This is a genomic window from Pseudaeromonas sharmana (genome assembly GCF_042649925.1).
In the GTDB taxonomy this organism is placed as follows: domain Bacteria; phylum Pseudomonadota; class Gammaproteobacteria; order Enterobacterales; family Aeromonadaceae; genus Pseudaeromonas; species Pseudaeromonas sharmana.
Genome location: NZ_JBHSAF010000002.1, coordinates 130,073 through 154,483, shown reverse-complemented (window position 1 = coordinate 154,483; position 24,411 = coordinate 130,073). Strand labels below are relative to the sequence as shown.

General features: G+C 59.0%; 25 protein-coding genes and 1 riboswitch. Of the genes, 11 read left to right on the top strand and 14 right to left on the bottom strand.

Annotated elements, in window-relative coordinates:
• Nucleotides 1–53 precede the first annotated feature (53 nt).
• Nucleotides 54–323, top strand: a complete 270-nt coding sequence (locus ACFOSS_RS04210) for a hypothetical protein (RefSeq protein WP_377150811.1) — start codon at nucleotides 54–56, stop codon at nucleotides 321–323.
• A 241-nt stretch (nucleotides 324–564) separates the two neighbouring features.
• Complete coding sequence (locus tag ACFOSS_RS04205) at nucleotides 565–978, top strand: bacteriohemerythrin (protein ID WP_377150810.1); 414 nt, start codon at nucleotides 565–567, stop codon at nucleotides 976–978.
• A 21-nt stretch (nucleotides 979–999) separates the two neighbouring features.
• Here the strand turns inward: ACFOSS_RS04205 and ACFOSS_RS04200 are convergent, their stop codons facing one another.
• From ACFOSS_RS04200 to ACFOSS_RS04180, 5 genes are all read right to left on the bottom strand, one after another.
• Nucleotides 1,000–1,554: an EF-hand domain-containing protein gene (locus ACFOSS_RS04200; RefSeq protein ID WP_377150809.1), complete on the bottom strand. Its 555-nt coding sequence runs from the start codon at nucleotides 1,552–1,554 to the stop codon at nucleotides 1,000–1,002.
• Between the two features lie 95 nt (nucleotides 1,555–1,649).
• A complete protein-coding gene (locus ACFOSS_RS04195) occupies nucleotides 1,650–2,342 on the bottom strand; it encodes an AcvB/VirJ family lysyl-phosphatidylglycerol hydrolase (RefSeq protein WP_377150808.1) in 693 nt (230 codons plus the stop codon).
• Between the two features lie 10 nt (nucleotides 2,343–2,352).
• Complete coding sequence (gene mprF, locus ACFOSS_RS04190) at nucleotides 2,353–4,908, bottom strand: bifunctional lysylphosphatidylglycerol flippase/synthetase MprF (RefSeq protein ID WP_377150807.1); 2,556 nt, start codon at nucleotides 4,906–4,908, stop codon at nucleotides 2,353–2,355.
• Nucleotides 4,909–4,998: 90 nt separating this feature from the next.
• Complete coding sequence (locus tag ACFOSS_RS04185) at nucleotides 4,999–5,448, bottom strand: L,D-transpeptidase family protein (protein ID WP_377150990.1); 450 nt, start codon at nucleotides 5,446–5,448, stop codon at nucleotides 4,999–5,001.
• 181 nt (nucleotides 5,449–5,629) lie between these two features.
• Nucleotides 5,630–6,868, bottom strand: a complete 1,239-nt coding sequence (locus tag ACFOSS_RS04180) for an HD domain-containing phosphohydrolase (protein WP_377150806.1) — start codon at nucleotides 6,866–6,868, stop codon at nucleotides 5,630–5,632.
• A 120-nt stretch (nucleotides 6,869–6,988) separates the two neighbouring features.
• Between ACFOSS_RS04180 and ACFOSS_RS04175 the strand changes: the two genes are divergently transcribed.
• From ACFOSS_RS04175 to ACFOSS_RS04165, 3 genes are all read left to right on the top strand, one after another.
• Entirely contained in the window at nucleotides 6,989–7,660 is a 672-nt protein-coding gene (locus tag ACFOSS_RS04175) for a fumarylacetoacetate hydrolase family protein (protein ID WP_377150805.1), read from the top strand.
• Between the two features lie 55 nt (nucleotides 7,661–7,715).
• Nucleotides 7,716–8,228, top strand: coding sequence for an acyloxyacyl hydrolase (locus ACFOSS_RS04170; protein WP_377150804.1), 513 nt, complete (start codon nucleotides 7,716–7,718; stop codon nucleotides 8,226–8,228).
• A gap of 68 nt (nucleotides 8,229–8,296) precedes the next feature.
• Complete coding sequence (locus ACFOSS_RS04165) at nucleotides 8,297–8,647, top strand: DUF2956 domain-containing protein (RefSeq protein WP_377150803.1); 351 nt, start codon at nucleotides 8,297–8,299, stop codon at nucleotides 8,645–8,647.
• Nucleotides 8,648–8,905: 258 nt separating this feature from the next.
• Here the strand turns inward: ACFOSS_RS04165 and ACFOSS_RS04160 are convergent, their stop codons facing one another.
• The gene (locus tag ACFOSS_RS04160; RefSeq protein ID WP_377150802.1) at nucleotides 8,906–9,508 is read right to left on the bottom strand and encodes an NAD(P)H-dependent oxidoreductase; all 603 of its coding nucleotides are present in this window, start codon (nucleotides 9,506–9,508) and stop codon (nucleotides 8,906–8,908) included.
• 174 nt (nucleotides 9,509–9,682) lie between these two features.
• Between ACFOSS_RS04160 and ACFOSS_RS04155 the strand changes: the two genes are divergently transcribed.
• On the top strand, nucleotides 9,683–10,618 hold the full coding sequence (locus ACFOSS_RS04155; protein ID WP_377150801.1) for an ADP-ribosylglycohydrolase family protein: 936 nt from the start codon (nucleotides 9,683–9,685) through the stop codon (nucleotides 10,616–10,618).
• On the top strand, nucleotides 10,611–11,411 hold the full coding sequence (locus tag ACFOSS_RS04150) for an NAD(+)--dinitrogen-reductase ADP-D-ribosyltransferase (RefSeq protein ID WP_377150799.1): 801 nt from the start codon (nucleotides 10,611–10,613) through the stop codon (nucleotides 11,409–11,411). Before ACFOSS_RS04155 ends, ACFOSS_RS04150 begins: the two co-directional genes overlap by 8 nt.
• 18 nt (nucleotides 11,412–11,429) lie before the next feature.
• Here the strand turns inward: ACFOSS_RS04150 and ACFOSS_RS04145 are convergent, their stop codons facing one another.
• Nucleotides 11,430–12,521, bottom strand: coding sequence for a hypothetical protein (locus tag ACFOSS_RS04145; protein WP_377150798.1), 1,092 nt, complete (start codon nucleotides 12,519–12,521; stop codon nucleotides 11,430–11,432).
• Nucleotides 12,522–12,650: 129 nt separating this feature from the next.
• On the opposite strand from ACFOSS_RS04145, the gene ACFOSS_RS04140 reads away from it, so the two are divergent.
• Nucleotides 12,651–12,851 (top strand): hypothetical protein, encoded by a 201-nt coding sequence (locus tag ACFOSS_RS04140; RefSeq protein WP_377150796.1) that lies wholly within the window; start codon nucleotides 12,651–12,653, stop codon nucleotides 12,849–12,851.
• Between the two features lie 5 nt (nucleotides 12,852–12,856).
• On the opposite strand, the gene ACFOSS_RS04135 is transcribed toward ACFOSS_RS04140, so the two are convergent.
• Nucleotides 12,857–13,276 carry a hypothetical protein gene (locus tag ACFOSS_RS04135; protein ID WP_377150795.1) on the bottom strand — a complete coding sequence of 140 codons (420 nt, stop codon included), beginning with the start codon at nucleotides 13,274–13,276 and terminating at the stop codon, nucleotides 12,857–12,859.
• 219 nt (nucleotides 13,277–13,495) lie between these two features.
• Here ACFOSS_RS04135 and cowN point away from each other — a divergent pair, with 219 nt between their 5' ends.
• A complete protein-coding gene (gene cowN / locus ACFOSS_RS04130; RefSeq protein ID WP_377150794.1) occupies nucleotides 13,496–13,792 on the top strand; it encodes a N(2)-fixation sustaining protein CowN in 297 nt (98 codons plus the stop codon).
• Here cowN and ACFOSS_RS04125 read toward each other — a convergent pair whose 3' ends face one another.
• The 3 genes from ACFOSS_RS04125 to ACFOSS_RS04115 all read right to left on the bottom strand — a co-directional run bounded on the left by ACFOSS_RS04125 (nucleotide 13,793) and on the right by ACFOSS_RS04115 (nucleotide 18,372).
• Complete coding sequence (locus ACFOSS_RS04125; RefSeq protein ID WP_377150793.1) at nucleotides 13,793–15,127, bottom strand: (Fe-S)-binding protein; 1,335 nt, start codon at nucleotides 15,125–15,127, stop codon at nucleotides 13,793–13,795.
• Nucleotides 15,128–15,311: 184 nt separating this feature from the next.
• On the bottom strand, nucleotides 15,312–16,961 hold the full coding sequence (locus ACFOSS_RS04120) for a serine hydrolase domain-containing protein (RefSeq protein ID WP_377150792.1): 1,650 nt from the start codon (nucleotides 16,959–16,961) through the stop codon (nucleotides 15,312–15,314).
• A 97-nt stretch (nucleotides 16,962–17,058) separates the two neighbouring features.
• On the bottom strand, nucleotides 17,059–18,372 hold the full coding sequence (locus tag ACFOSS_RS04115; RefSeq protein WP_377150791.1) for an MFS transporter: 1,314 nt from the start codon (nucleotides 18,370–18,372) through the stop codon (nucleotides 17,059–17,061).
• Nucleotides 18,373–18,527: 155 nt separating this feature from the next.
• A riboswitch (yybP-ykoY riboswitch) is annotated at nucleotides 18,528–18,704 on the top strand.
• 1 nt (nucleotide 18,705) lies between these two features.
• On the opposite strand from ACFOSS_RS04115, the gene ACFOSS_RS04110 reads away from it, so the two are divergent.
• Nucleotides 18,706–19,284 (top strand): TMEM165/GDT1 family protein, encoded by a 579-nt coding sequence (locus ACFOSS_RS04110; RefSeq protein ID WP_377150790.1) that lies wholly within the window; start codon nucleotides 18,706–18,708, stop codon nucleotides 19,282–19,284.
• Nucleotides 19,285–19,327: 43 nt separating this feature from the next.
• On the opposite strand, the gene ACFOSS_RS04105 is transcribed toward ACFOSS_RS04110, so the two are convergent.
• On the bottom strand, nucleotides 19,328–20,644 hold the full coding sequence (locus ACFOSS_RS04105) for an aminotransferase class III-fold pyridoxal phosphate-dependent enzyme (RefSeq protein WP_377150789.1): 1,317 nt from the start codon (nucleotides 20,642–20,644) through the stop codon (nucleotides 19,328–19,330).
• A 373-nt stretch (nucleotides 20,645–21,017) separates the two neighbouring features.
• Here ACFOSS_RS04105 and ACFOSS_RS04100 point away from each other — a divergent pair, with 373 nt between their 5' ends.
• Nucleotides 21,018–21,971: a TerC family protein gene (locus tag ACFOSS_RS04100; protein ID WP_377150989.1), complete on the top strand. Its 954-nt coding sequence runs from the start codon at nucleotides 21,018–21,020 to the stop codon at nucleotides 21,969–21,971.
• A 190-nt stretch (nucleotides 21,972–22,161) separates the two neighbouring features.
• On the opposite strand, the gene ACFOSS_RS04095 is transcribed toward ACFOSS_RS04100, so the two are convergent.
• A complete protein-coding gene (locus tag ACFOSS_RS04095) occupies nucleotides 22,162–22,659 on the bottom strand; it encodes a hypothetical protein (RefSeq protein ID WP_377150788.1) in 498 nt (165 codons plus the stop codon).
• Between the two features lie 68 nt (nucleotides 22,660–22,727).
• Nucleotides 22,728–24,353 (bottom strand): DUF4139 domain-containing protein, encoded by a 1,626-nt coding sequence (locus ACFOSS_RS04090; RefSeq protein ID WP_377150787.1) that lies wholly within the window; start codon nucleotides 24,351–24,353, stop codon nucleotides 22,728–22,730.
• Between the last annotated feature and the right edge of the window lie 58 nt (nucleotides 24,354–24,411).

Below are 24,411 nucleotides of genomic sequence, written 5' to 3'. Positions count from 1 at the left end.
GGCATGAACAAGGGCATCTGCCCGCCTCTCCCTGTCACTGTTGGAGTACGTTGATGAACAAGATTATCGCTCTGGCCTCGGCCGCCATTTTTGCACTCTCCTCTTCCCTGGCCATGGCTGAAACGACAGCGGCCACGACGGCAGCTAGCGCGCCAGCCACCGCCACCCAGCAAAGCGTCAAGCCACCGGTCAAGAAACAGACCAAGCATGTCACTGCCAGCGTGAAAAAGAACAGTGCGCAAAAAACGGCGCACACGACCAAGAAAGCTCACAAGAAGACCGTACAACACAAGAAGCCGGTAGTGGTAAAGACCACCGCCTGATACGGCTGACTGACCATCTTATGTTCCGTGATTGATTTTTATCGCTGCGTGGCCCTCTTCTGGCGGTAATGTGTTCCCAGCCCCGTCTCTTCTCATCGGGAGCACAGTACTGGGGTTCACGCAGCGCTTTTCGTTCCATACCACCCCGGTTGATTCCTCCCTCCTCGGTCTACGGCTGACTGGCAAAATGTCAGCTCACAACGCCATACTCTTCATAGGGCATTTTCAGCAGGGGCTTGCCATGGATCCGCTGATGGAATGGAGCGCCGCACTGGCGACCGAACACCACCTCATCGATGAACAACATCAGCAGATGATTACGCTGCTCAATGATCTGCATAGCACACTGACACATACCGGTCGCTCGGATGAGCTGCCCCGTCAGCTGGAGGCGCTATGTGACTTCACCATGGAACATTTCGCGACCGAGGAACGGTTGATGGCGCACCTGAATTATCCCCATCTGGAGCGGCATCGTATCCAGCATGATCGGCTGGCAGCCCAGGCGCAGGAGTTGAATCACCGCTGCCAATGTGGCCAGCAACTGCTGTGCAGTGATGTCACCGAGCAGCTCAGGGAGTGGATGCTGGACCATTTTCTCGGTGAAGATCGGGAGCTGGGATTGTTCCTGCAACGACAAGACCGGTCTGAGTGACCGGTCTGCCGTCAGAGAGACTTACTCTTGCGATGCGGAGCCATTCGCCGTCAGCGGCATCCGATGCAGGCTCCGCATGCCCGCTCTGAGCTCCTCATGGCTGAGCTGGCCGTCCTGGTTGCTGTCCAGCGTGGCAAAGTCGGGGGTAGCCGCTTGCATGGCCGCCTGCCGCTGCTGACGCAGTTCAATCAGTTGCTTGTACTCCTCTGCGCTCAGGGTACCGTTCTTGTCACTGTCTGCGGCAGCAAACAGCGCGTTCCCTGCCGGCCCCTTGTGCCGACCTGAGCCAGCACGATGTTTTTGCATCGCGGCGCGCAGCTCATCCTGGGTTACGAAGCCATCGCCGTTGCTATCCAGAGCCGTAAAGTCCGGACGACGCTTGGCCATCTCGGCCTCGTGCAGGCGCTGCAGCTCGGCAAACTCCTGATTATCAAGTTTGCCGTCTTTGTTGGCATCAGCCTGGGCGAACAGGGCTCCGGGCTGGGGGCGGCCAACCTTGTCATCACCGCCAGCCGCCCATGCGGCAGACGCGGCCAGGAACAGAACGGGCAGGACGATAAAATGTTGCTTTTTCATGTTCAGACTCCTCATCGTTGGGATGATGTAAGCCTAAAGCGTCGCTGTCACAGAACTTTGTCACCAGCAGACCAGAGTGTGACAAATGATGACAATCAACGGGGCCGCAAGCGGGAAAGTAACATCTGTCCCATCCATGGATAATCGTCCTCGAAGTGGTGCCCCCCCGGCAAACCAATGCCGGTCACATTCTGCTGCTGCAGGCGAGAACAGAGCTGGAGCGGATCATCATCATCCCGCCCGTACATGCACAGCACAGGCACATCCAGTATGCGCATGACCTCGGGTTGCGTAGGGTATCCCTGCTCGCCGGCGCTCATCAGCATATCGCCAACATGAATCTCAAAATCGGAATGGGTGGATGGCGAGAGCATGGCGGCCAGCACCAGTTGCTGGCGATAGCGTTGTGGCAGGCGATTGATCAGGAACGGCACAATTTCAGCACCGAACGAGAATCCAATCAGAGCCAAGCGCCGTTGCGGCGAGCGTGACTGATATCGGTCGAGTAACCGGACCAGATCGGCAGTCACTTCATCAGGGGTTCGGCGTTGCCAGAAATAGGTCAGAGAGCTCCAGCCCAGCACCGGGCACCCCGCCGCCTGCAACCGGGTACTGACACCACGATCCAGCGCGGCCCAGCCGCCATCACCACTGAGGAAAACCACCAGCGGGCACTGGTTATCACGGCTGACAGGCAGGCTAACCACCCCCAGTGACGACGCCAAATCAGCGGCAGTGGCCGGCACAGCCCACAACAGCAGCCACAAGACGACTCCACCCAGACGCATGCCACCTCCACTATTTGTTGATGACCCCGAATGCGCCCCGGTTGATCAAGCTCACCAGTTGCGACAACAGACGTGGCAGCCGGATACCCCCTGGGCACAACAGGTAACGTGGTTGCCACTGGGGATTGAATTTCTCTTTGTAGCGCCGCAACCCCTGGAAGTTATACAGCCGATTGCCCTTGTGATAGACCAGCATCGCCATCTTGCCCCAGAAAGGCGCCAGGGGATGCGCAGCGAAACCGGACATCGGCGCCATGCCCATATTGAAATAACGATAGCCTGCGGCCTGCCCCCAGAGCAGCAACTCGGTAAACAGGAAATCCATGATGCCGCCAGGCGCTGCGCTGTCATAGCGCATCAGATCAACCGACAGCTCGTCTTTGCTATCGCTGACCCAGAGATTGGCAAAACCGACCAACTGTTGTTGGCAATGAACCAGCGCCATCGGCCCCCGGCACAAATACTCAGGTTGAAACCACCCCACCGAGAACCCTTTTTCCTGTCCCTGCTTTTCCGCCAGCCAGTGCCGTGATATGCGTTCCAGCTCGGGCAGCCAGGCGGCAACCTCATCGGCCTCGATAACGCTAAAACACATACCCTCGCGCTGAGCCTTGCTATGGGACTGACGTAGCGAGCGCCACTGGCTCCCGGCCAGCGCAAAACCGGACAGCTCAATCAGTGCCTCTTCGCCAAGCTTGAGCGGCATCAGGCCCAGTTCCAGCGCCAACGGTAACAACCCGGGCGAGATTTGATATAACACAGGCCAGCCATCATGCTGATCGCACAACTCACGGAACTGCCAGAGCAGCGCGGCAAACCGTGCGGGATTACCCACAGGCTCTCCCATCACCACCCAACTGCGGCCGCTGATGGCATACATCAAAAATGCATCCCCCTCAGTGGCAAATAACAGGCTTTTATCTCCAAGCAATGCCAGGTGGCCATGACTGCCACTTGCCGTGCGGATAATCGCGCTGGCTTGTGCCAGTGCTGCGGCATCGGGCTGGCCCGCCAACATTGGCATCGGGCGCAGCAGATAGGCAAAACCGGCAACCGCCAGCACGGCCACGACCGCTCCCATGGCCCTGAGCCCACGCGAGGCCATGCCATCCGACGCAAAGTACCACCACAAATCATGGCTGTAATCAACATGCCGGTAGGAGAACAACAAGACCCAAATTACCCCGAGCAGGACAGCGCCACAGGCCAGCAACCAGCCAGCCGACAGCGGAGCGTGCCACAGGGAGCCCCGACGATAAAAGAGATCACGGCAAGGCCACATCAACAGTATCAGGACCGTCAGGATCGCCGCCTCCTCCCAATCCAGCCCCTTCAACAGTGACGCCAGGACCCCTGCCCCCAGCAACACCAGCGTGATCCGAAAGGCAGAGTCATACCGCCGGTAGAGACTGCGCGCCAGCAACAACAGCAGGACGCCGCTCACGCTACCCAGCAGGTGGGACAATTCAAGCAGGGGAAGCGGCAGCACAGCCAACAACTGATCGATGCGCGAGGCAATGCCCGGCGTGGCCCCCGACAACAGCAACAGGGTTCCGCCGGCAAAGGTCCCCAAACTGATAAGCGCCGGTAGCAACGAACGCATCCCCGCCATCAACTGACCAACCGGCCGCCAGTTTGGCCACCGGGTCAGCATTTCACTGCCGGCGAACAGCATCAGGGCCGCAGAGAAGGGCAGCACATAATAGATCAGGCGGTAGAGCACCAGCGCGCCGAGCACCTGAGAGGCGGGCATCACGGCTGAGAGCAGCAGCACGACCACGGACTCAAAGACCCCGATGCCACCTGGCACATGGGCCAGCACGCCAAGCAGGTTGGCTATGACGAAAATGGACAGCACATGTCCATAGCCCACCTCGGGTGAGGCGGGTAACAAGGCATAAAACACCGCGGCGGCCATGACCCAGTCTCCGCTGGCCACCAGCAATTGCGCCCAGGCTCGCCCCGCGGTCGGATGGGGCAAGGTATGGCCACGAAACTGCAACGGCCGACGACGCCACAGCGGCAACACCAGATAGCCGAGCGCCAGCAACACGCACCCCAGCCCGAGCAGATGCAACCATGGTCGCAACCAGGTCGGCAACATGGCGTCCGGCAAGGTCTGAAAACCGCAACTCAGCGCCACGCCACCGATGAGCAATAAGCCAAGAAAGAAGGTCACCGAGCAGAAAAACACGATCCGGGCGATCTGTCCCGGCGACAGCCCCAGAGCCGAATAGAAGCGGTAACGCACCGAGGTCCCGGTCACCAGCGCAAAGCCCAGCGTGTTCGAGAAGGTGTAGGCGATAAACGAGGTCAGTGCGATACGTCGATAGGGCAATCGCCCCCCGACTTCCTGAACCGCCAGCCAGTCGTAGCCGGTCAACAGCAGATAGCTGGCCAGCGTAAACAACCCCGACCACAGAATCTGGGACCAGGAGAGCAGTGCGATCTCCCGTCGCACATCCTGCCAGTGATACGCATGAGCAAGGTGGTACATGACCACAAATGCCAGCGTAAGCACGGCCAGACTGGCCAACACGCCTATCCAGTAACGCCAACTCTTCATACGATCACACTTACCTTAGCCTTGAAGCCATAGCTCCAGCCAGGTCACGCGACGTCTTTCAGCCAGACAGGCGTGCGTTTCCCCGACCTGTCAGGGGCGAATCTCAATCGGGGTACCAGGTTCCACCAGTTGCCAGAACTCATCCATATCGTGATTGAGCAAAGCAATACAGCCATTCGTCCAGTTGGAGCGCTGCACCGACTTGTCCTTGGCTGTATTGGGTTGGCCGTGCACCATGACCATGTTGCCAGGCTCGACGCCCAGCGCCTTGGCCCGGTTCAGATCATCCAGATTGGGATAGGAGATATGAATTGCCCTGTGAAAATTGGAGTTCTCTTTCTTGTAATCGAGCAGATAACGTCCTTCCGGGGTGCGTTTGTCACCTTTACGCACCTTGGGGCCACGGGGATTTTCTCCCAACGCAATCCAGTATTGGCGTATCGGCTTGCCATCCTTGAGTAGCGTCATGCTGTACTGCGACTTTCTGACAACGACCAGATCGGCTCTCATCTCACCGGTCAACGCCGGATTCCTCAGCATATCGGCCTGAGCCACCGCTCCTGTCATCATCCACAACAGACAGGCCACCATCTTGTACACCGCATCCACTCCTTTCGCTTCATCCAGTCACACCCAGTAGGGCTGCAGCGATCATATGGATTTCGACGTGGCATACAACCGCTGATGGTCTATCACACGACGTTTTTTTTCATTTTGAAAATCAGCTCGCAGGCTCATGAGCTCGCGCCAGTTGATACGCCGTCTCGCCATGGGCAAACAGCACCCCGACCAGCTCAGGATCCAGTTTGCCGCGGATCACCATCTGCGTCATCACGTCACGTGCCGCATCCAGTGTCATCGGTGCCCGGTAGGGGCGGTTTTGCACCAGCGCCTGAAAGACATCGGCGACGGCCACAATCCGGGCGGCCAACGGCAAGTCACCGGCGCTGAGCCGCTGCGGATAACCCTGACCGTCCAGCGTTTCGTGGTGCATGGATGCGATACGGGCGATGTGCTCAAAGCCATGAATGCGCTTCAACAATTGCCAGGTATCAAACACATGACGGTGCATCAAGCGTCGCTCCTGCTCGTCATAGGGGCCGGGTTTATCCAGCATGCGATCCTCAACTCTGAGTTTGCCAAGGTCATGCAGCAGCGCGGCGAGGATCACGGATTCTCTCTCGTCAGCCGGCAGGTGCAGACACTCGGCCAACCAGCCGGCGACAGCCTTGACGCCTAGAGAGTGGCTGAAGGTAAACGGGCTCTTGCTGTCCACAATGTTGGCAAACATGAACCCCAGCTCGAGCAGGTCCTCGAAATTCACGATCAGCTCAGCGTCAGCCTGGGCCCAACGCATCAGCACGTCATCCAGCACATCCGGTGATTGCTGCAACCAGAACACATCATTGGCCGAAGCCGCGACGAACAAAGCGTACAGCTCAGGGGCAAACTCCTGTCCGGCATGGCGGGCTATCTGCTGCCCCCAATATTCAGGGGCCGGCAGATCCTGATGGCTGCTGGCATAATGGGCCCGCAGTGCATCGACACGGTCGACCAGAAAAACCAGGTTTGCCAAACGCTTGGTCTGCTCGGGCAAGTCCAGATCCAGTAAATTGCACCAGTGGGTATGGTGATAGCGAACCAGCGTCGACAAATGGGACAACAAACGGCATTGCTGTAACAGCTCGGCGCCACGGATGGCGTGCTGCTGACTGCCTTGCCAATCCCACTCATCCACCAGCCGGTGATGGACCTGGGTGCTGGAAACTCCGCAATCATGCAGCAAGCCGAACGCCATCAACAGGGCCTGCTCTTCTTCGTCCCAACCGGCATGAGCGGCGCAGGCAACCGCCATGATGGCTACCCGCTTGCCATGCTGCAAATCATCGACGCCGACGAAGTCGAGTGCTCCACCCAGTGCCACCAGAACTTCTCGTAGCGCCAACGAATAGTGCGCCATGCCTGCCTCCTGTGCATGGTGGCGCAGAGGGCGCCACAAGGGACCGTCCAGTGCAGTATAGACCTGTAGCAGCGAAATCAGGCAGGATGGAGTCTGATTCCCGCATTCAGGAGGGTACTGATGATAGAGACATTTTATTGGTTTCAAGGCGATACCGTACCTTGGCATCCCGGCAAGGCGGTGTGCGTCGGCAGAAACTATGCGGCTCACGCCGCCGAGTTGGGCAATGCCATTCCGGATACACCTTTGCTGTTCATCAAGCCGGATACAGCCTTTCGACACCTGCCAGGCCCCATCGTCATACCCGGTGACGCAGGCGCCGTTCACTTTGAGGGCGAACTAACACTCTTGATTGGGCAGACGTTGACCCGCGCCAGCCGCGAGCAGGCCATGGCGGGCGTTGCCGGTATTGCCCTGGCGCTCGATTTGACGCTGCGCGATCTGCAAAGCGAACTGAAACAGCGACAATATCCATGGGAAAAAGCCAAAGCCTTTGATGGCAGTTGCCCGGTCTCGCCATTCGTCCCACTCCAGCGTGATGACCTGCTCGCCCCCTGGTGTTTCCAGATAACCGTCAACGACGAAATACGGCAGCGCGGGGATAGCCGACAGATGATATGGCCGATGGTCGATCTGGTCGCCGAAATCAGTCAGCATTTTACACTGCGCCCCGGCGATCTGGTGCTGACCGGGACGCCCGCCGGAGTAGGCCCCCTGCACGCCGGCGACAGACTGCGACTTCAGCTCGGCCATCTCCCCGCCTGGGATGTCGAGGTGGTGACCAGGAGCTGACTCCGGCGCGCCAACAGGGCTATGCTTGAAGTAGCTACCGAATCTGGAGGCAACAATGTGCCGTACAGCCTGGCCACTATTTTTCCTGTTGACCACAGTGTCACCAGGCGCATTCGCACTGGATGGCCTGACCCTCGGCTGGGGGCATGGCAGCGATGGGGTTGAGGCCGTACAGGGCACCTTCACCACACCGTTGCAGCCGGCATGGCTGCTGGAACAGTTGCCGTTACCCGCGATGCGGCTGCAGTTTAGCGCCGCCGACTGGCAGTGGCAGCAGGAGAACCTGCTGGCCATCGGTATCGCTCCCGTTGCGCAATGGAACAGTCACTGGCACTCCGAGTGGCAGGGGTTTATCGAATTGGGCATGGGTCTGACCTATCTCAGCCGGCGTGATCTCGGCCCGCGAGCCTTTGGCAACCACCTCCAGTGGCAAGGACAAGTCGCTACCGGGCTACGCTTTCACGCTTGGTCCTGTGCCTTGCGTGGACTGCTGTATGACAATCTCGGCCTCGACAGTCCGAATGATGGACTGCAACTGTTAAGTGTGGAGCTCGGCTATCACTGGTAATAGCCGTGTCGGCAAGACGACAGCTATGGCAGAATTGCCATCATCCTCCCGATCCTGATGAGTTAACGATGACACGCCAATCTGTCTCCCCGGAAGTGGTGGCCGAATCCATGCGGTTGGCCCGCGCCAACCAGGTCCCCGGCCAAAGCAAGGAGCAGACCCAATTGATCGCCCAAGGCATTCAGAAGGGTATTGCCGAGTTCAAGCGCAACCAGAAGGCGCGGCAACGTGCCGCTAACAAGGTGAAAAAGCAGGAGTTGCGGCAACGGCAACACAGCCCGTCTGCTGCTGAAGAGTTGCTGCATGATGAGGGTGAAGAGCTTGCCTGCCATGGGGCCGGGCGCGGCATGGCCATATTGCCATGGGGCCTGTTACTGCTCAGCTGGACAGGGTTTGTCTGCTACCTGCTGACGACCTGACAATATTGACAGGGGGCAGAGCGCCGTCTCGCCTTCCAGACTCTGGTATCGCTTCTTCACTCAGCCAGAAGAGGTGAGACCGCGATGGCTGTCGTCGCATTTCTACCCCGCCCTGACCGGTGGGGTTTCTTTTGTGTCTGTTCGCAAGACATCGGCGGTCGCCAAAAAATGCAGGGCAGCCGGTAAGACTGCCCTGATCTGAAGTCAAGTGCGCCATGTGTTCGTCCGGCACCCATCACTGGGTGCCGTCTATCATCATCAGGCCGCCAGAAACTCTCTGGCATCCACACGTGCCGCATCCAGTCCTTTCTGGCGCGCCTCATCCCCCATACCGAGCCCCTCGGCATAAGCGACATGCTGATCCGCCAGGCCGACAAAACCCAGCACCGTCTTGACGTGCGCCAGCGCCAGATCGGTGGCGGTATTGCGGTGCATGCCGCCTGTGGCCGTAACCAGCAATACTGGCTTGTTGGCCAGCAACCCTTCCGGTCCCTGCTCGGTGTAACGGAAGGTGACACCGGCCCGGCAGATATAATCAAGCCAGGTCTTGAGCTGGGTTGGGATACCGAAGTTATACATGGGCACACCGATGATAATGCGGTCGGCAGACTGAATCTCGGCCACCAGATCATTAGACAAGGTCACTGCCGCTTGTTGGCGCTCGTTCAGTTCGGCGGCACCGCCGAATGCGCCGAGAATTTCGGCGTCGAGCTGCGCCAGCGGTTGTGCGCCCAAATCACGCAGTAGCACAGTCTGGGATGAATCTTGCTTGGCACTTTCCGCCAACAGCTCATCGATTAACAAACCTGAGCTGGAATAGCTGCCCAGAATGCTGGATTTGATGACCAATATCTTTGCCATGTTCACCTCGGGATTTGAAAATGGAATTTGCCTTTGACGTCGCTACTCTAGCCAGCCACATCACTGATAAAAATAGCAAAATTACGGCGCTATCTTTCTATAAATTAGAAAGGTTTAGTCCATGTGACAGTCATGACATCGCTGTCGTCTTGGCGACAGAAATGCGGGGGAAATATGCGTATTGAACTGCAGGATCGTTGTCGCGGCGCGCTGATCGGCCTGGCTATCGGCGATGCGCTGGGAACGACCCTGGAATTTCGGCCCCCAGGAAGCTTCAAGCCACTGACCGACATGGTGGGGGGCGGTCATTTTTGCCTGAAAAAAGGGTACTGGACCGATGATACGTCAATGGCGCTGTGCCTGGGCCACAGCCTGGTGTCCTGTAGAGGCTTCAATGCCACCGATCAGATGCAACGCTACTGCAACTGGCTTGATCATGGCTACATGAGCAGCATCGGAAACTGCTTTGATGTCGGCACCACTGTCTCTGGCGCCCTGCGCCGCTTTCAGCGGACAGGAGAGCCCTTCTCCGGTCCCCATGGTCGCTGGACCTCCGGCAACGGCTCGATCATGCGCTTGGCTCCGGTGGCAATCGCGTTCCACTCCCAGCCGGAACTCGCCCGACAGATGGCCATCGACAGTTCACGGACGACGCACGGTGCGGCACTCTGCCTCGACAGTTGCGCCCTGCTGAGCCAGATCCTGCTACGCCTGCTGCATGGTGCCGGGCCCAGGGAGTGTCTACCCGAGGTCAATCTCTGTACGACCACGGAAGTGCAGCGCTTGCAACAGGGTGACTGGCAGAGAAAAACCTACGACCAGCTACATGGTAGCGGCTTTGTCATCGAAAGCCTCGAGGCGGCGCTCTGGTGTTTTTGGCATACCGACAACTTCGCCGACTGCGTACTCGCCGCCGCCAACCTCGGCAACGATGCTGACACCACGGCGGCCGTCGCCGGCCAGCTGGCCGGCGCCTGTTACGGATTGCAAGGTATTCGCCAGGATTGGTTCGCGGCCTTGCACAAAGGTGACGAGATTCGGATGTTGGCCGACCAGCTCTATGCGCTGGGCATGGTCAGCGGCGATGAGGGGAGGCGCAACCATGGCTGAGCCGACACTGGATTGTCATGCCCTGGCCTTGCCACTGAACCATTGCAATCTTCCCGGCTGGCTCATTGCCTCGCTGACCTATCAGCAACATCCGGTCCCTCTGGAGATTGATGGGGTCGCCATCCATCACGGCGACCTGTTTGCACGCCTGCAACAGCAACCCGACGCCGCCAGTCGTGCACGATTGTTTACCAACTACATGGCCGTCCATTTTCGCCTACCGGATCATGGCTTGACACCCTGGCCGGAGGCCGAGCCAATACCCCGCCCGAACATGAATTATCGACGCCTGCTCATCGGTTGGCTCTTTGACTCGGATTCCGATGCCGGGGCCGCGTGGCGTGGCTGGGTCGAGTCGCGATTCGGCCTGCGTACCCGATACCACAAGGAGGCGATCAGTGACGACGAAGCCCAAGCGGCCTGGCAGTTTCGCCAGGCTTGGGTACGTGCCACCTACCACACCCATGATCTGGCCCGCCAGCTCGATCTGCTGTACAGCTACTGTCAATTCGAGCTGGCGTGTCGCTACCCGGGACAGCGTCATCTGCAGCTTTACCGTGGTAGCCACCAGCCCCTGCCCCGGCATACCGAGGAAAGCACACAGGCCTTGAACAACCTCAGCTCCTTTACTCAGCAAATTGACGAAGCGTATCGCTTCGGTGCCCATGTCTGCGCAGTCTGGGTACCGCTGAGCAAAATCGTCTGCTTTGACTCGCTGTTACCAGGGACACTGGATGGCGAATCGGAGTTCATGGTTCTGGGAGGCTGGTATCAGGTGAAACGGGTACGCTAACCATCATACGGCCGCCCATCAATGATCGGCATAGGTGCGACAATCCACCCACCGGACCGGGCTGGTCTGCAAGCGGGCAAATAGGGCAGGCAAGATAGTGGCCGCCCAGGGTTGGGTTTCATGAAAGCGGATCACGCCGCGACGCCATAGCAGCATCTGAGTCATGACCTCGTCAGTGACGCGTTCCGCACTGGCATCAGCCGCCGCATCATGGCTCTCGATGTTCCACAGGATCACGCGTCCTGGCGCCCGCGTACTGATCTCCAGGTCGCGCAACCCGTCTGGAGGGCGAAACCAGGGCAACCGCGTGGTCTCAGTCAAAGACTGCAACACCCAGCGCCCCTGTGCCAGCGAAACACTCCAATCAGCCTGCACGAGCAGAGGCTGCGGCAACATGCCTTGCGTTGCCACACAGTTGTCGGCATAGGCATCATTCTGTAATGAGCCGGCATGCAATCGATCTTGCAATAGCGTACCCACCAGAAAGAACACCGCATTCTGGCCAGACTGATTCAACATCTGCACCAGCCGACGGTTGTCGCTCAGCACAGAGGGCCCGCCGTCGAAGGTCAGCAGGAACTCACCATCCATCAATTCGAAACCGGTCAGTTCATCCGGGGTCAGCATGACACTCTCGTTCGCGCCCCCGATATCGACAGCCAATGCCCGTCGCAACAGATGTTGCAGGTAGCGGGCATGGTATTCGCGCGACAGCTTCTGCCAGACCAGATAGCGCTCCGGCAACACAGGCGGCGACAGCAGCAACTGCCGCATCTCAGCCACCGTTGCCGGATGGGCACAGCGCGGACACTCCTGGCTGGCGGCACGATAGGCCGTCAGGAGTCGCCGCCACAACAGCTGTCGATACTGCTCCAGACGCAAGCCGTCGGCATTATCGCCCCCGATTTGACGCGCCAGATCCTCCAGCGGCAGCAGCTCACTGGTCATCAGTTCAGCACCGAAACTGAGAATCTCCGCCCGCGATGCGGCATTGAATCCAGGATGACTGGCTAACGAATCCGGCCACGCTTCGCGCAAAGCCGCCTGCGCCGGTGCGTAACACAGCACCGGGGACAACAGGATAAGCAACAGCAGCCAAGGCAACTTCATTACAGCGCGCGCAGAGGATTGAGTATGTAGTTCCGCCACCATACCACAGCCTGCTGCGGAGTACCGCCCGACGAGCACGGGGACACAGGGCTATACTCAATAGCAGAGGAAGGTTGTGGAGAGTCGGCCATGAGTGACTGTCGCCTCTTGCCCAAAGGTAACGATTTGATCGCTGCCGTCCGCTGGCTCAGCGATCAGCATCGGCATGATCGAATCGCCATTGAGGAGGCTGCACTGCGCTTTGACCTTTCACCGCTGGATGAGGAGTTCTTGCTGATGCACTGCCAGGCCGCCGACATGCCGGATCAGGCGACCAGTCGAGAGCAGTAACAACGCTAATCCTCGGCAGCCAGGCGACTTGCCAACACGACACCATGCTCCTGCAGCACCGCTTGGCTCTGCGCTCCGCAAGACAAATAGTGCCGTCTGATGGGGCTATGTGCCGGCCAGCCCAGCTCGATAAAGTCACGCTTGAGCCGCTGCCCACCGATGATATACAGGCAATCCCGGACCGCAGTTTTGTCCGCCAGCCAGTAGTGAAACTGCTGGAACTCGTCGGGGGCATCATTGGTGGAAAATAACCACTGCTCCATGTGTACCAGCATCACCCTATACTCCTCCGGAGCCTCAAGTAACACGGCGCGCAACGCCGCTATATGCTGCTGCGCGCCTTGCAGATTGACCGCGCCCCGCAACTCAACCTGCAACAAAGGAGGTGCGGCATGAAAGTCCCATTCGCCGTGACGCACTGTCATTTCGCTCTCCCGCTTGATGTCTGGCTCTGACTATAAGCGTAGTGCGGATGCATGCGAACCCATACTGACCGCCAAGAAATGTCGGCTATGCCACAAAGTCGGCGCAATTGTTCCAACTCTGCCGCCAGAAACTGGCTGTTATGGCACGCCTGCGCTGGCGCATATCTTGCTGCAGCCTGGGTTGGCCCCACGATGAAATCGGCCTGCAGGAGGAGCAGCATGAGTCAGTGCAAGTGTCAGCAACAACCCGATCGCTATGTCAGCTTTGAAGGCATTGATTGTAATGGCAATGCCCGCTTATTGATGGCGATGATTTACCGTCACATTGAACAACCGGAGCGCAACAATGCGTTTTGGGACTACTTTCGCCAAAAAGCCACCGGCGGAAGTGGCCCCAAGCCCGATGATCTATTTATGATTCACTGCCACCTCAACCAGATCCGCGACCTGTTCGAACAGTGGGAGGATCTGGAAGCCTTAACCTTGCTAGACCGTATTGAGGTGGAGTGCTGCTAGCTAGTCGCTGCCGGCATACAGGCGCGCCAGCAAGCCCACCAATGTCAGCGGTTGACGCCCGGTCAGCCGCGTGATCTGATGCCGGCACGCCATGCCGGTACATAGCAGCTCGGCATCAGGACGCGACTCGATAACCGGGATGAGCACCTGACGCGCCATGGCCTCACCTGCCGCCGCATGCTCACTCTCGATGCCATGGGTACCCGCCATACCGCAGCACGCCGCCTCGATGAACTCCACCTGCAACGCCGGTATTTGTCGCAACAGGCGCCGTAACGACTTCATCGCTCCGGCCGCCTTCTGGTGACAGTGCCCATGAACCAGAAGCGGACGGGCCAGCGCCGACAACGGCAGCGCGATGTTGCCTGCCTGCAGCTCATGGGCCAGGAACTCTTCCAGCAAACGGGCACGGCTACGCAACGCGGGCGCCTGCTCAGGGCACAATTGCCGGGATTCATCTCGCAGCATCAACAACGCCGACGGCTCCAGGCCAATGATCGGCCAACCGGCCACTAGCGCCGGTTGCAATGCCTGCAGCAACTGACCCAGCTGGCGGCGAGCCAGCGCTACCTCGCCTTGTGCGTAAGCGGCCCGGCCACAATCGAGGAACCCTCGCCCCCCTGACGCTGGTGCCAGCACATGCACCGCATAGCCGAGTTGCCGCAGCAAGCGCCGGGCCTGCGCCACCTGCTGCGGATCGAACAGGGCGGTAAAGGCATCAACCCACAGCAACACCGGCACGCCCGTGCCAGGCGGTTCACTCGCCTGCGGTAAATCGCGCGTCGCCACCGGCTCGGGCAACACGACATCGGCAGCAATGCCCAGTAGCCACTGCCCAAGCACCGCCAAGAAGGGATGACGGTTGCGCCAGCGTATCAGTCGCCCGAGCCATGGCCATCGCCAAAGCCAGAGGGGAAAGCGTGATAGCAACCGTCGACGCCAGGCTTTGCGAAAATGCCCTCCTTTCTGTGCCAGATACTCAACGCGGATAGCAGCCATATCCAGGCTGTTCTCGCACTCTCGCTGACACCCTTTGCACCCAACGCAGGAGGCCATCGCCTGCGCCAGTCGAGGCTCCTGTAACCAGTGATGGGGATCAGGATGATTCAGCGCCGCTTTCAGCAGCCGCACCCGACCACCCGGCGAGTTATCTTCGCCAGGCGTCAGGCGATAGCTGGGGCACATCACACCGGATGATGTCAGCTGCTCGCAGACGCCACTGCGAATGCAAACGGCGACGGCCTTGGCAAAATCGCCACCCAGGCGGGGAATATCGGCATAGGCATCGCCCATACCCTGATCATGATAATTGGACCAGTCCAGATGATGACGCATGTCCTTGACCTCTCGTCAGCGAATGACGATCTCTATCAAGCCGCATGCCAAGCTCTCATGTGAACATCAGATTAGGGGTTAACGTCACTTACGTGCAGAGCGCGGGGAGCCGATCCCGACGGCCTCTTGAACCCATCGGGATCACCGGTTAAGCACAACAACAGGACACAGTGCGTCCAGGCCATCAATACCGGGTTTTGTGCTTGGTACTGCGTGCTGGCGTTTTTTTCTTCTTGCCGCTCTTTTTCTTGGCCTGGGTGCTCTTAACCGATGTTTTCTTTGCCGAGACAGACCTCGAGTTCTGCTTTTTGACGGATGACGGCGCTTTAACCTGTGTCACCTGACGCGCCTGCAGAGTTGGCCCTGTCGCCGGATCGTAACCAACCCGTTGCGCCGTCAGACTGCGGATGCCATCGCTGTCGACCGTAACGCCGTATTGCTGTGCGGCCACCGGCTTGGGCTCCACGACGGCTTGCGTCACAGCACCACTGCGCGGCACTGTCGGCTTGCTGCGATAGCTGGCGGCAGGGGGATTGCGCACCGCCGCCTTGCGGGCCGTCAGTGCCGAGGTCGCCGCCGCAGTGGCCGCTACGGCGGACGCCGCGACCGGTGTCGTCACCGTCTGCCGGTTGGTGTAAAACCCGGCGCCCGAACTCGCCGCCCCATCCAGATAGTCTACGGCCGGCAGATCCAGCAAACGATCGAACAGCATCGGCATCAACACTTCCGGGCGTGATTCGTTCGCGTTCCACATCATCACCAGACCGATATTCTTCTCCGGCAAAAAACCCAGACGAGAACGCACACCGGAGAGTCCACCGGCGTGGAAGATCATCTTGTGGTTGCCGTTGTACTGGAAAATGCGCCAACCCATGCCATACATCGGTTGTTTGATGCGGGTCTGCCGCCACTTCGACGTAGCGCCCTCCTTGGGCGAACGCACCACTGGGCGCGTCAGCTCCGCCATTACCGCCGGTGGAATCACATCCGGTCGATACCCCATCACCGCCGCCAGGTACTTGCTCATATCGGTGATGGAAGCATTGACGCCCGCCGCCGGTAGCACGTTGTAATAAGGTTGTGTAATGGCGCGCGGAACCCAGCCCCCGCCCCCCTTGACGTGCGGGACGGCAACATTACGGTTGTTCAGCATGCTCCAGCGGCCGGTACTGGCATCGCTCATGCCGAGTGGACGAAAGAGCCGGTTGCTGAGCAAATCGGCATAAGAGTGCCCCAGTTGCCGGCTGAGTACATCACCAATGGTCGAGTAGAGTATGTTCTGGTAACCGAAGCAACGACCAATCTGGCAGCTGGCACCAAGGCGCTGGGTTTTTTGTAGCAAGGCGGAATAGGACTCTCCAGATTCCAGCAGGTGATCGTTGGCGTTATGCGGCAGACCACTGGTATGCGACAGGACATTGCGTAACGTCAGACGCTGTTGCGGATCGTATTTGAGCCGGAAGCCCGGCAGATAGCGACTCAGCGGATCAGAATACCGAATCTGCCCCTCGTAGGCCGCCTGACCTGCCAGTACTGCCGCGAACGTCTTGGAGACCGAAGCCAGTCGGAACACAGTGTGGGGATTTACCGGGTTGCGCGTCTTGGTACTGCCGACGCCGAGTGTCTTGATATAGACCACTTTGCCGTTCTGCACTATGGCCAGTGCCGCGCCGGGCACATGATAGGCCCCAAAGATGCGCTCCACATCACGATCAAATTGGGGCAGCACTTCATTTAGTGGACGAGCCTGAGCCGGAACGGCCAGCAACAAAACAAGCGCAAACGCCAGACTGGCCCCTGACAGGATCCGGCGATACGACGAGACTAGAGACATGATGAGGACACTCTGAACAACGAGGGCTCTATTCTGGCAAACGAGACAGGCGACGCCAAGGTTTCTCCCGCTGTCGCCTGTGGTTTTTATCGCGCTATCACACTGCGGAGGCCTGCAAACGCAACGCCCGACGCGACTGCAATAGCAAAAACAGGCCAATCACGGCACCGAGCGCGCATAACCCCATCACATAATAAGCGGGGGCCATAACCTCCTCCTTCATCCACAAGGTCACCAGCATCGGCGTCACACCACCAAAAATTGCATAGGCCACGTTGTAGGAGAAAGAGAGACCACTAAAGCGGACGACTGGCGGGAAAGCCTGGACCATGACAAACGGCACGGCACCGACAATGCCGACAAAGGCCCCCACCAGCGCATACTGCATGAACAACTGCTCACCACCTTGCTGCAGGCCATCAAAAAACCACCAGGTCGCCAGCGCCAGGCCGCAGGATCCCAGCAAGAAGGTCAGACCGCTACCCATGGCATCGATAATACGCCCCACCAGCACACATCCCAGCGTCAAACAGATGATCGCCAGCGAATTGGCTTGCATCGCTTCGGCCGGTGCCACGTTGAAACTCTTCTGCAGGTAGGTGGGGGCCATCAGGATCAGCACGACAATCGCTGCCGATAATAGCCAGGTCAGCAGCATCGACAGCAATACCGAGGCCTTGTGCTCACGCAGCACCGACTTTAATGGCAGCTCCGCTGCCAGCGCCTTGCGGGCCTGCAATTCGGCAAAGACCGGCGTTTCGTGCAACCAGCGGCGCAGATACATCGCCAGAATGCCAAACAAGCCACCGAGTACAAACGCCAGACGCCAGCCCCAAGAGGCCACCGCCTCGGGTGACAAATTGGTCTTCAACGCGGTGGCCACCAGTGAGCCCAGCAGGATACCCGCCGTCAGCCCCGCGGTCAGAATGCCGCAACCGAGTCCGATACGGTGACTCGGGACATGCTCGGCCACAAACACCCAGGCGCCGGGTACCTCGCCACCGATAGCGGCGCCTTGCAAGATGCGCAACAGCAATAGCAGCAGCGGCGCAGCCATGCCAATCTGGGCATACGTGGGTAACAGGCCGATCAGCAAGGTCGGCAGCGCCATCAGCAAGATGCTCAAGGTAAACATCCGCTTGCGGCCGATCAAATCGCCAAAATGCGCCATGATAATGCCGCCAAGCGGGCGTGCCAGATAACCCGCAGCAAAGATACCGAAGGTTTGAAACTGACGCAGCCACTCCGGAATATCCGCCGGAAAGAAGTGATCGCCCACAATCACGGCGAAGAACACGAAAATAATAAAATCGTAGAACTCGAGAGCGCCTCCCAGCGCCGAGAGTGACAGCGTTTGGTAATCCTGTCGGTTCAGCGCCCGAGACGCCGACAACGTTGATTGTGTCGCCATGCTTGTTGCCATCCCTGTGCAAAATTTAGAAGTGAAAACTCAGTATGCAACGCGCCAGAGAGGCTTACATCGACAAATCTGCAATACTGCCTTGCGCTATCCTCAGCACCATATTGACCGCATCCGTGGACAAAGCTCGACTAAATACTTACACTGCGCCGGTCATTGGGGAGTAGCCTCCCGGCACCTGCTGCCGGGGCTGTCGTCAACATACTTGGCCCACAGGCCATGGCGACCGCGACCTGAGTTTGGCAAGACCTTTGACCACTTCGTCACCGGATAGGCCGGCGTGACGGCGTGGTCATTGGAAAAAAGCCGGCCTGGGAGAGTTTCATGGAGGCGTTCCTCGTATCCAGCGGCATAGTGGCTCTGGCAGAAATGGGCGACAAGACCCAATTGCTGGCACTGGTGCTCGCTGCCCGTTTTCGCAAACCTGTGCCGATCATCCTCGGCATCCTGATCGCAACCCTCTTCAACCACGCCTTCGCCGGTGCCGTTGGCCATGCCGTCACGCAACTGCTGGGCCCGGATGTACTGCGCTGGGTGCTGGGGCTGTCGTTCCTGCTGATGGCGGGCTGGATCCTGATCCCGGACAAGATTGACGATGACGACACCCGTGTCGCCAGTCGCTACGGCGTCTTTGGCGCCACCCTGATCGCCTTCTTCCTGGCCGAGATGGGCGACAAGACGCAGGTGGCCACTGTCGCACTGGCCGCGCACTATGCCAACTTCATCAGTGTCGTGGCCGGAACCACGGTCGGCATGCTGCTGGCCAACGTGCCGGCGGTGCTGGTCGGCAACAAGATCGCCAACCGCATCCCGCTGAAGCTGGTACACGGCGTAGCCGCCGGCCTGTTCGTGATCCTCGGCCTGCTGACGCTGTTCAACGTCGGCAACCTGCTCCCGCAGTAAGCCTCGCAGGACACCGGCTCGGCACAGAGCCGGTGTCTCGCCGCTACAGCTGCGCCAGCAAGCGCTCCAGCTTTGCCAACAACAGCTCAATCTCGTCACAGGTCACATCCAGCGGTGGCCGGAAGCGAATGCTCTCCTTACCCGCCCCCAGCAACAGCAGATCCTCCTGCTCCAACGCCAGCTCAATCAGACGTCCCTTATCGGCAGGCGTGACCAGCGTGAAGCCCTGATACAAGCCAAGACCACGCACGTGGCGAATCTTCTGCGGATAGCGCGCCGCCAGAGCCTGCAACCCCGCAATCAGACATCGGCTCTTGTCACTGACAGCGTCGATCAGCCGCTCCTGCTCAACGATGTCCCACTCTTGCACGAAGCGCACCATATCCGCCAGAGTGCCGCCCCAGGTTGAATCAAGAACACCGATATCCTGCATCGAATGCTGCATGAACAGCACACCGTTACCGAACTTCTTCGCCGAGGCCACTGCCTGTGGCGGATAGGGAATGTCGAAGCTGTCGATACAGAACACCTTGCCGCACTGACCACCGGAGGTCTGCACTTCGTCGAGCCCCCAATTTATCTGGTGGCGATGGCACAGCTCGGAGAGGGCGCGGTAGAAGCGCGGGCCAGCGAGGCGATGCCCGCCCGCCCCTTGCAGCGGCTCGAGAATGATGCCGGCGATCTCGTCGCGGTAGGTCCGGATCAGATACTCCAGGTTAGCTAGGCAGGCATCAATCTCACGCTCGTTCTCCTCCTGGCTGCGATCGCTGTCCCAACTCGGAAACGGCACCTGCAAGTTGCCCTGGATGATGCCGTGGTAATCACGGGTGGCCAACGGATCGTTCTCCAGCTTGGTGATGTTCAGCGCAAACACGGTACGCCCGTGGAATGCCTGATCGAAATAGATAAAGCGCTTGGTCAGTGGCGTCTTGCCCTGCTCCTGCATCTTCTGATGATGCAGGTTGATGAAGTACTTCATCATGTTCTCGACGGCTTCCGCTCCGGAGTTGACGACATACACTTCGACCGGCTGCCCGCGCATACACTCAGGGGCCAGGCGGTGCAGCAGCCGATAGTAATCGAGGCATTCGGCCGTGAGAAAATCCGGATTGGCCATCTTGTTGTTCGCCGCGCGCACCAGGCGCTGAACATAAGCCGGCTCGTACAAGCGCGGATGGTTATAACCCAATAGCCTGGCACCATACAGGCCGCACCAATCCATGATGCGATTACCATCTACCGTCGCCAGCCAGATGCCATGACTGTGCTCCAGATCGACGACAAATGGCTTGGGTTCGGCAATAACATATTGCGCCAGCTCGGTGAGCATGGCCTGACTTTGGGGTTGAGGGTAACGCATGGTTTGCTCCCGGAAATCGGCAGGAGAGATCACTGCCATACTTGAACCTGACGCCGCTTCCGTCAAGACAATAGCTACGATGCTATGATCATCGTCGGTGGTAGGGGCGAAATACAGCAGATTAAAAAGCAAGAAGCAGGCCAGCACAGGCTTGCAGTTAATTCGTCGCTGAATTAACATACTGTTCACAAGGGGAGTAACTTCCACGCCGACTGGTCGTCATCACGGTGCATGCACCCGGCCAGCGGGCAGTTGCCACGCAACTGTAAGTGAGACCTTGCCGCTTCAGGCAAGGTCTATTCTGACTCTCCAGCAGAAAGCCTGTGCCTGAGTGACACAGGCTTTTTTTGTTGGAGAATGCATCATGGAGTTACTGGGAACCTGGTGGATGTGGACCGGCTTTGCCGGGATTGTCATCGCCTTGTTACTGATCGACCTGCTCTTTGTCGGTGGTGGCAAGCAGCATAAAGTCAGCCTCAAAGAGGCCGCGATCTGGTCGTTAATCTGGGTCGCCGTCGCCCTCGCCTTCAACGCCGCTATCTGGTGGTATCTGGATGCCAATGCCGGCCGCGAGCTCGCTAACCAGAAAGCACTGGAGTTCTTTACCGGCTATCTGATCGAGAAAGCCCTGGCCGTCGATAACGTCTTCGTCTGGCTGATGCTGTTCGGCTACTTCGCCATTCCGGCCGAGCTGCAACGCCGGGTGTTGTTGTATGGCGTACTGGGTGCCATCGTGATGCGCACCGGCATGGTGTTCGCCGGCAGTTGGTTGATCACCCAATTCCACTGGGTACTCTATCTGTTTGGCGCCTTCTTGCTGCTGACCGGAGCCAAGATGTTGTGGGCTGCGGACAAGGAGCCGGATCTGGCCAACAATCCGCTGCTGCGCTGGTTACGCCGGCATATGAAGGTCACCGAGGAACTGCACGAAGAGAGGTTTTTCGTCATCAAGCAAGGTGTGCGTTATGCCACGCCGCTGCTGCTGGTCCTGATATTGGTAGAGATCAGTGACCTGATTTTCGCCGTCGACAGTATTCCGGCCATCTTCGCGGTGACGACGGATCCGTTTATCGTCCTGACCTCGAACATCTTTGCCATCATGGGGCTGCGCGCCATGTACTTCCTGTTGGCTGACTTTGCCGACCGCTTTGTGCTGCTGAAGTATGGATTGGCCCTGATCCTGTTGTTCATCGGTGCCAAGATGCTGCTGCTGGATGTCATCAAGATCCCGATCCTGCTATCGCTCGGCATAGTGGCCTTGATTCTGATCACCAGTATGGTACTGAGCCTGGTCTACAGTCGACGCCAGCAACGCGCGCCGCGCTGATGTGACGAATGATGAGAACCGACCCGCAACCGGGTCGGTTTTTTTATCTCTGCGTCGCGATTACCCGTCACAAGATCGGGTAATACGACATCGATTATTAAGCCAGATTTAATAATCTGGGTGGTGCCCACTACGGTGCGCAAAAAAACGGGGTCCGCAAGGACCCCGCATTCAGCATGCAACAACTGGCTCAGTCGTTCAGCGCCGCCATCAATGCCTCTTCCAGCTTGCCATTGGAGACACAGGTGGGCGTCACCGACGGTGCGGCGATATGGCTGCCATCCGACTCGACAAACGAAACCGAGGTGGACCCCTTGACGTTGACCGTGGCGACCGTCTTGCCCAGGCTCTCGGTCAGGATCAGATTGACACGCAGTGTCGGATTCTCGATGGCAACCTTGCTGCCCCCCACCCCGCAATCGAGGAAAGACAACCCCTCGGCGTAGCCCTGCTGTTGAGCCGCGAGCAGGCCCGACCCGCGCTCCTGACTCAGCAACGGCAGTTGATTGTCGCTGAACCAGCGTTCTGCCCGCGACCAGACCAGGTCAAACGGTTTATCGAACTCGGCCGTATTATTGGTCGCGACAGCCGTCGGTGGAGTGTAGCGGTAGTCTTCGGACAAACCATTGTCACTGGAACAAGCCGTCATCAGCAGCGGTAGCAGGCCCATAGCCAGATATCGTTTCATTGCGTATCCTTGAAATCACTGATATTCCTGCCGCCATTCTACTCCGCCGTCAGGCCGGTGACACTACCTCAGAGCCCCTCCAGATGACGTTGGTACGGGTATCGCACCTGATATCCGCTTTCCAAACGGGTGGTTTGTTGTGGTTGCAACGTCAGTTGCCACTGTTTTACCCCGGGCTCCTCGGCCGGTTGTGGCGCGGGTACGCCGGCCAACGGCTCAATCTTCACCTGCTCATTGCGGCTGATGGGCCAGCTATCGCGAACCGTCAGCGGCAGTGCGCTGTCATGGCCGTTGACGAACTCAAAGCGCCAGCGCCGTACCAGGGTCTGCTCCTTATTCAGCACACCCTGTTCGCCCTGTTGATCTTCCAGCAGGGTCGCCTGGATTTTGACCGCATCATCGGCACCAAACGCCAGCGCCAACTGGTCCCCCGCCGCCACCAACGGCAAGTCGCGCTGCCCGATATAAGCTCCATCGCGGGACAGACGCCAAGCCCCCGCCAGCAATGGTGCCGGCAGGCTGTTCTTCATATCCACCAGCAAATAGGCCGTCGGATCAAGCCGGGGCGCTGATTCCAGACGCAGGGAGACAGATTGGCTCTCCTCTCCCAGCACAACGCGTTGCGGATCCTGGTTACTCGCCACTGACAGGCGCCCAGGCAGCCGGTATTCAGCGACAAAGTCACCGGCATCCAGCATCGGCAGGCGATGACCGTCGGCATCGGCTTCAGAGGCTGGTGCTGGTGCCGGGGCTGGTGCCGCCATCAATGCCTGAACCTCGACGCTATCTTGTTGACTGACGGCGGTGCTTTTGGCCCGGATCTGGCTTTCATCACGCAGATCAATCCACCAACTGTTCAGTTCGGGAGGGGCTGATAGCTGCTGTGGACGACTGGTCGCCAGGGTTAACGCCACCTGTGGCCAGGTTTCGCCAGTCGCCTGCTGAACCAGCGCGGAGCGCGTCAATTTTAACATTCCACGCCGGGTATCCAGCCCGGCCTCATAGACCGGCTGCCAATTGGCGCCTGGTACCTGATAGCGCACCAGCAACTCAACCGGCGCCCCCTTCCCCGCCAGATGAATCTGTAATTGGCGACTCTCATGCTGATCCTGCTGCAATCGAGCCAGCTCACTCTTTACGACCTCAAGCTCGCGTGCGCGCTGGCGCTGCTCCTGAGCCAGCAGGACTTTCTGTTCTCCGATGCGCTGCATGCTATCGCCGAGCACACTGACACCACGAGCCCACTCGGCACTGGCCTGCAACGCCTGGTCACTGACTTTGCCAGGCGCGGCCGCCAGCGCCTGCAAAAATGTCATCTGGGTGGCTAAAGCCTGGGCACGCCCGTCCAGGCGGGCGAGCTCGTCTTGTAACGTATCCTGGCGCGCTTCGAGTTTGACCACGTCTTCCTGGCTGGCAACGGTCTTCAGCTGGCGCTGAATTTCGACACTGGTAATCTGAGCCTGCCCCGAGACCCGGCTCACCTGCAGCGACGCTACATCGAGACTGGCAGGCAATCCCTCTATCGCCACCACCTCATCACCCGCCGGTAATGTGACCGTCACGTGCCGCGTCACCGTGGCCAACCCCGGGTGTACGGTAACCGCCGTGATCTGGCTTGGAGCCGTGACCATGGCAGCCGCCCCCCCATGCCAGCCCAATAGCCCGGCATACAGCATCCAATACGTCGCTTTCATCACCTTCTCGCCTGTTGCCATAGAAACCTCACCATAATCTTTTGTCAGCCACCAAGCT

Bases quoted from the DNA above. Each gene is read 5' to 3' on its own strand.
- ACFOSS_RS04170 (WP_377150804.1), top strand. From the start codon at position 7,716: ATGTGCCGTACAGCCTGGCCACTATTTTTCCTGTTGACCACAGTGTCA.
- ACFOSS_RS04125 (WP_377150793.1), bottom strand. From the start codon at position 15,127: ATGCGTCATCATCTGGACTGGTCCAATTATCATGATCAGGGTATGGGC.
- ACFOSS_RS04115 (WP_377150791.1), bottom strand. From the start codon at position 18,372: ATGGCGACACAATCAACGTTGTCGGCGTCTCGGGCGCTGAACCGACAG.
- ACFOSS_RS04165 (WP_377150803.1), top strand. From the start codon at position 8,297: ATGACACGCCAATCTGTCTCCCCGGAAGTGGTGGCCGAATCCATGCGG.
- ACFOSS_RS04150 (WP_377150799.1), top strand. From the start codon at position 10,611: ATGGCTGAGCCGACACTGGATTGTCATGCCCTGGCCTTGCCACTGAAC.
- ACFOSS_RS04160 (WP_377150802.1), bottom strand. From the start codon at position 9,508: ATGGCAAAGATATTGGTCATCAAATCCAGCATTCTGGGCAGCTATTCC.
- ACFOSS_RS04145 (WP_377150798.1), bottom strand. From the start codon at position 12,521: ATGAAGTTGCCTTGGCTGCTGTTGCTTATCCTGTTGTCCCCGGTGCTG.
- ACFOSS_RS04185 (WP_377150990.1), bottom strand. From the start codon at position 5,448: ATGCTGAGGAATCCGGCGTTGACCGGTGAGATGAGAGCCGATCTGGTC.
- ACFOSS_RS04155 (WP_377150801.1), top strand. From the start codon at position 9,683: ATGCGTATTGAACTGCAGGATCGTTGTCGCGGCGCGCTGATCGGCCTG.
- ACFOSS_RS04090 (WP_377150787.1), bottom strand. From the start codon at position 24,353: ATGAAAGCGACGTATTGGATGCTGTATGCCGGGCTATTGGGCTGGCAT.
- cowN (WP_377150794.1), top strand. From the start codon at position 13,496: ATGAGTCAGTGCAAGTGTCAGCAACAACCCGATCGCTATGTCAGCTTT.
- ACFOSS_RS04200 (WP_377150809.1), bottom strand. From the start codon at position 1,554: ATGAAAAAGCAACATTTTATCGTCCTGCCCGTTCTGTTCCTGGCCGCG.
- ACFOSS_RS04175 (WP_377150805.1), top strand. From the start codon at position 6,989: ATGATAGAGACATTTTATTGGTTTCAAGGCGATACCGTACCTTGGCAT.
- mprF (WP_377150807.1), bottom strand. From the start codon at position 4,908: ATGAAGAGTTGGCGTTACTGGATAGGCGTGTTGGCCAGTCTGGCCGTG.
- ACFOSS_RS04135 (WP_377150795.1), bottom strand. From the start codon at position 13,276: ATGACAGTGCGTCACGGCGAATGGGACTTTCATGCCGCACCTCCTTTG.
- ACFOSS_RS04180 (WP_377150806.1), bottom strand. From the start codon at position 6,868: ATGGCGCACTATTCGTTGGCGCTACGAGAAGTTCTGGTGGCACTGGGT.
- ACFOSS_RS04205 (WP_377150810.1), top strand. From the start codon at position 565: ATGGATCCGCTGATGGAATGGAGCGCCGCACTGGCGACCGAACACCAC.
- ACFOSS_RS04210 (WP_377150811.1), top strand. From the start codon at position 54: ATGAACAAGATTATCGCTCTGGCCTCGGCCGCCATTTTTGCACTCTCC.
- ACFOSS_RS04105 (WP_377150789.1), bottom strand. From the start codon at position 20,644: ATGCGTTACCCTCAACCCCAAAGTCAGGCCATGCTCACCGAGCTGGCG.
- ACFOSS_RS04195 (WP_377150808.1), bottom strand. From the start codon at position 2,342: ATGCGTCTGGGTGGAGTCGTCTTGTGGCTGCTGTTGTGGGCTGTGCCG.
- ACFOSS_RS04120 (WP_377150792.1), bottom strand. From the start codon at position 16,961: ATGTCTCTAGTCTCGTCGTATCGCCGGATCCTGTCAGGGGCCAGTCTG.
- ACFOSS_RS04140 (WP_377150796.1), top strand. From the start codon at position 12,651: ATGAGTGACTGTCGCCTCTTGCCCAAAGGTAACGATTTGATCGCTGCC.
- ACFOSS_RS04110 (WP_377150790.1), top strand. From the start codon at position 18,706: ATGGAGGCGTTCCTCGTATCCAGCGGCATAGTGGCTCTGGCAGAAATG.
- ACFOSS_RS04095 (WP_377150788.1), bottom strand. From the start codon at position 22,659: ATGAAACGATATCTGGCTATGGGCCTGCTACCGCTGCTGATGACGGCT.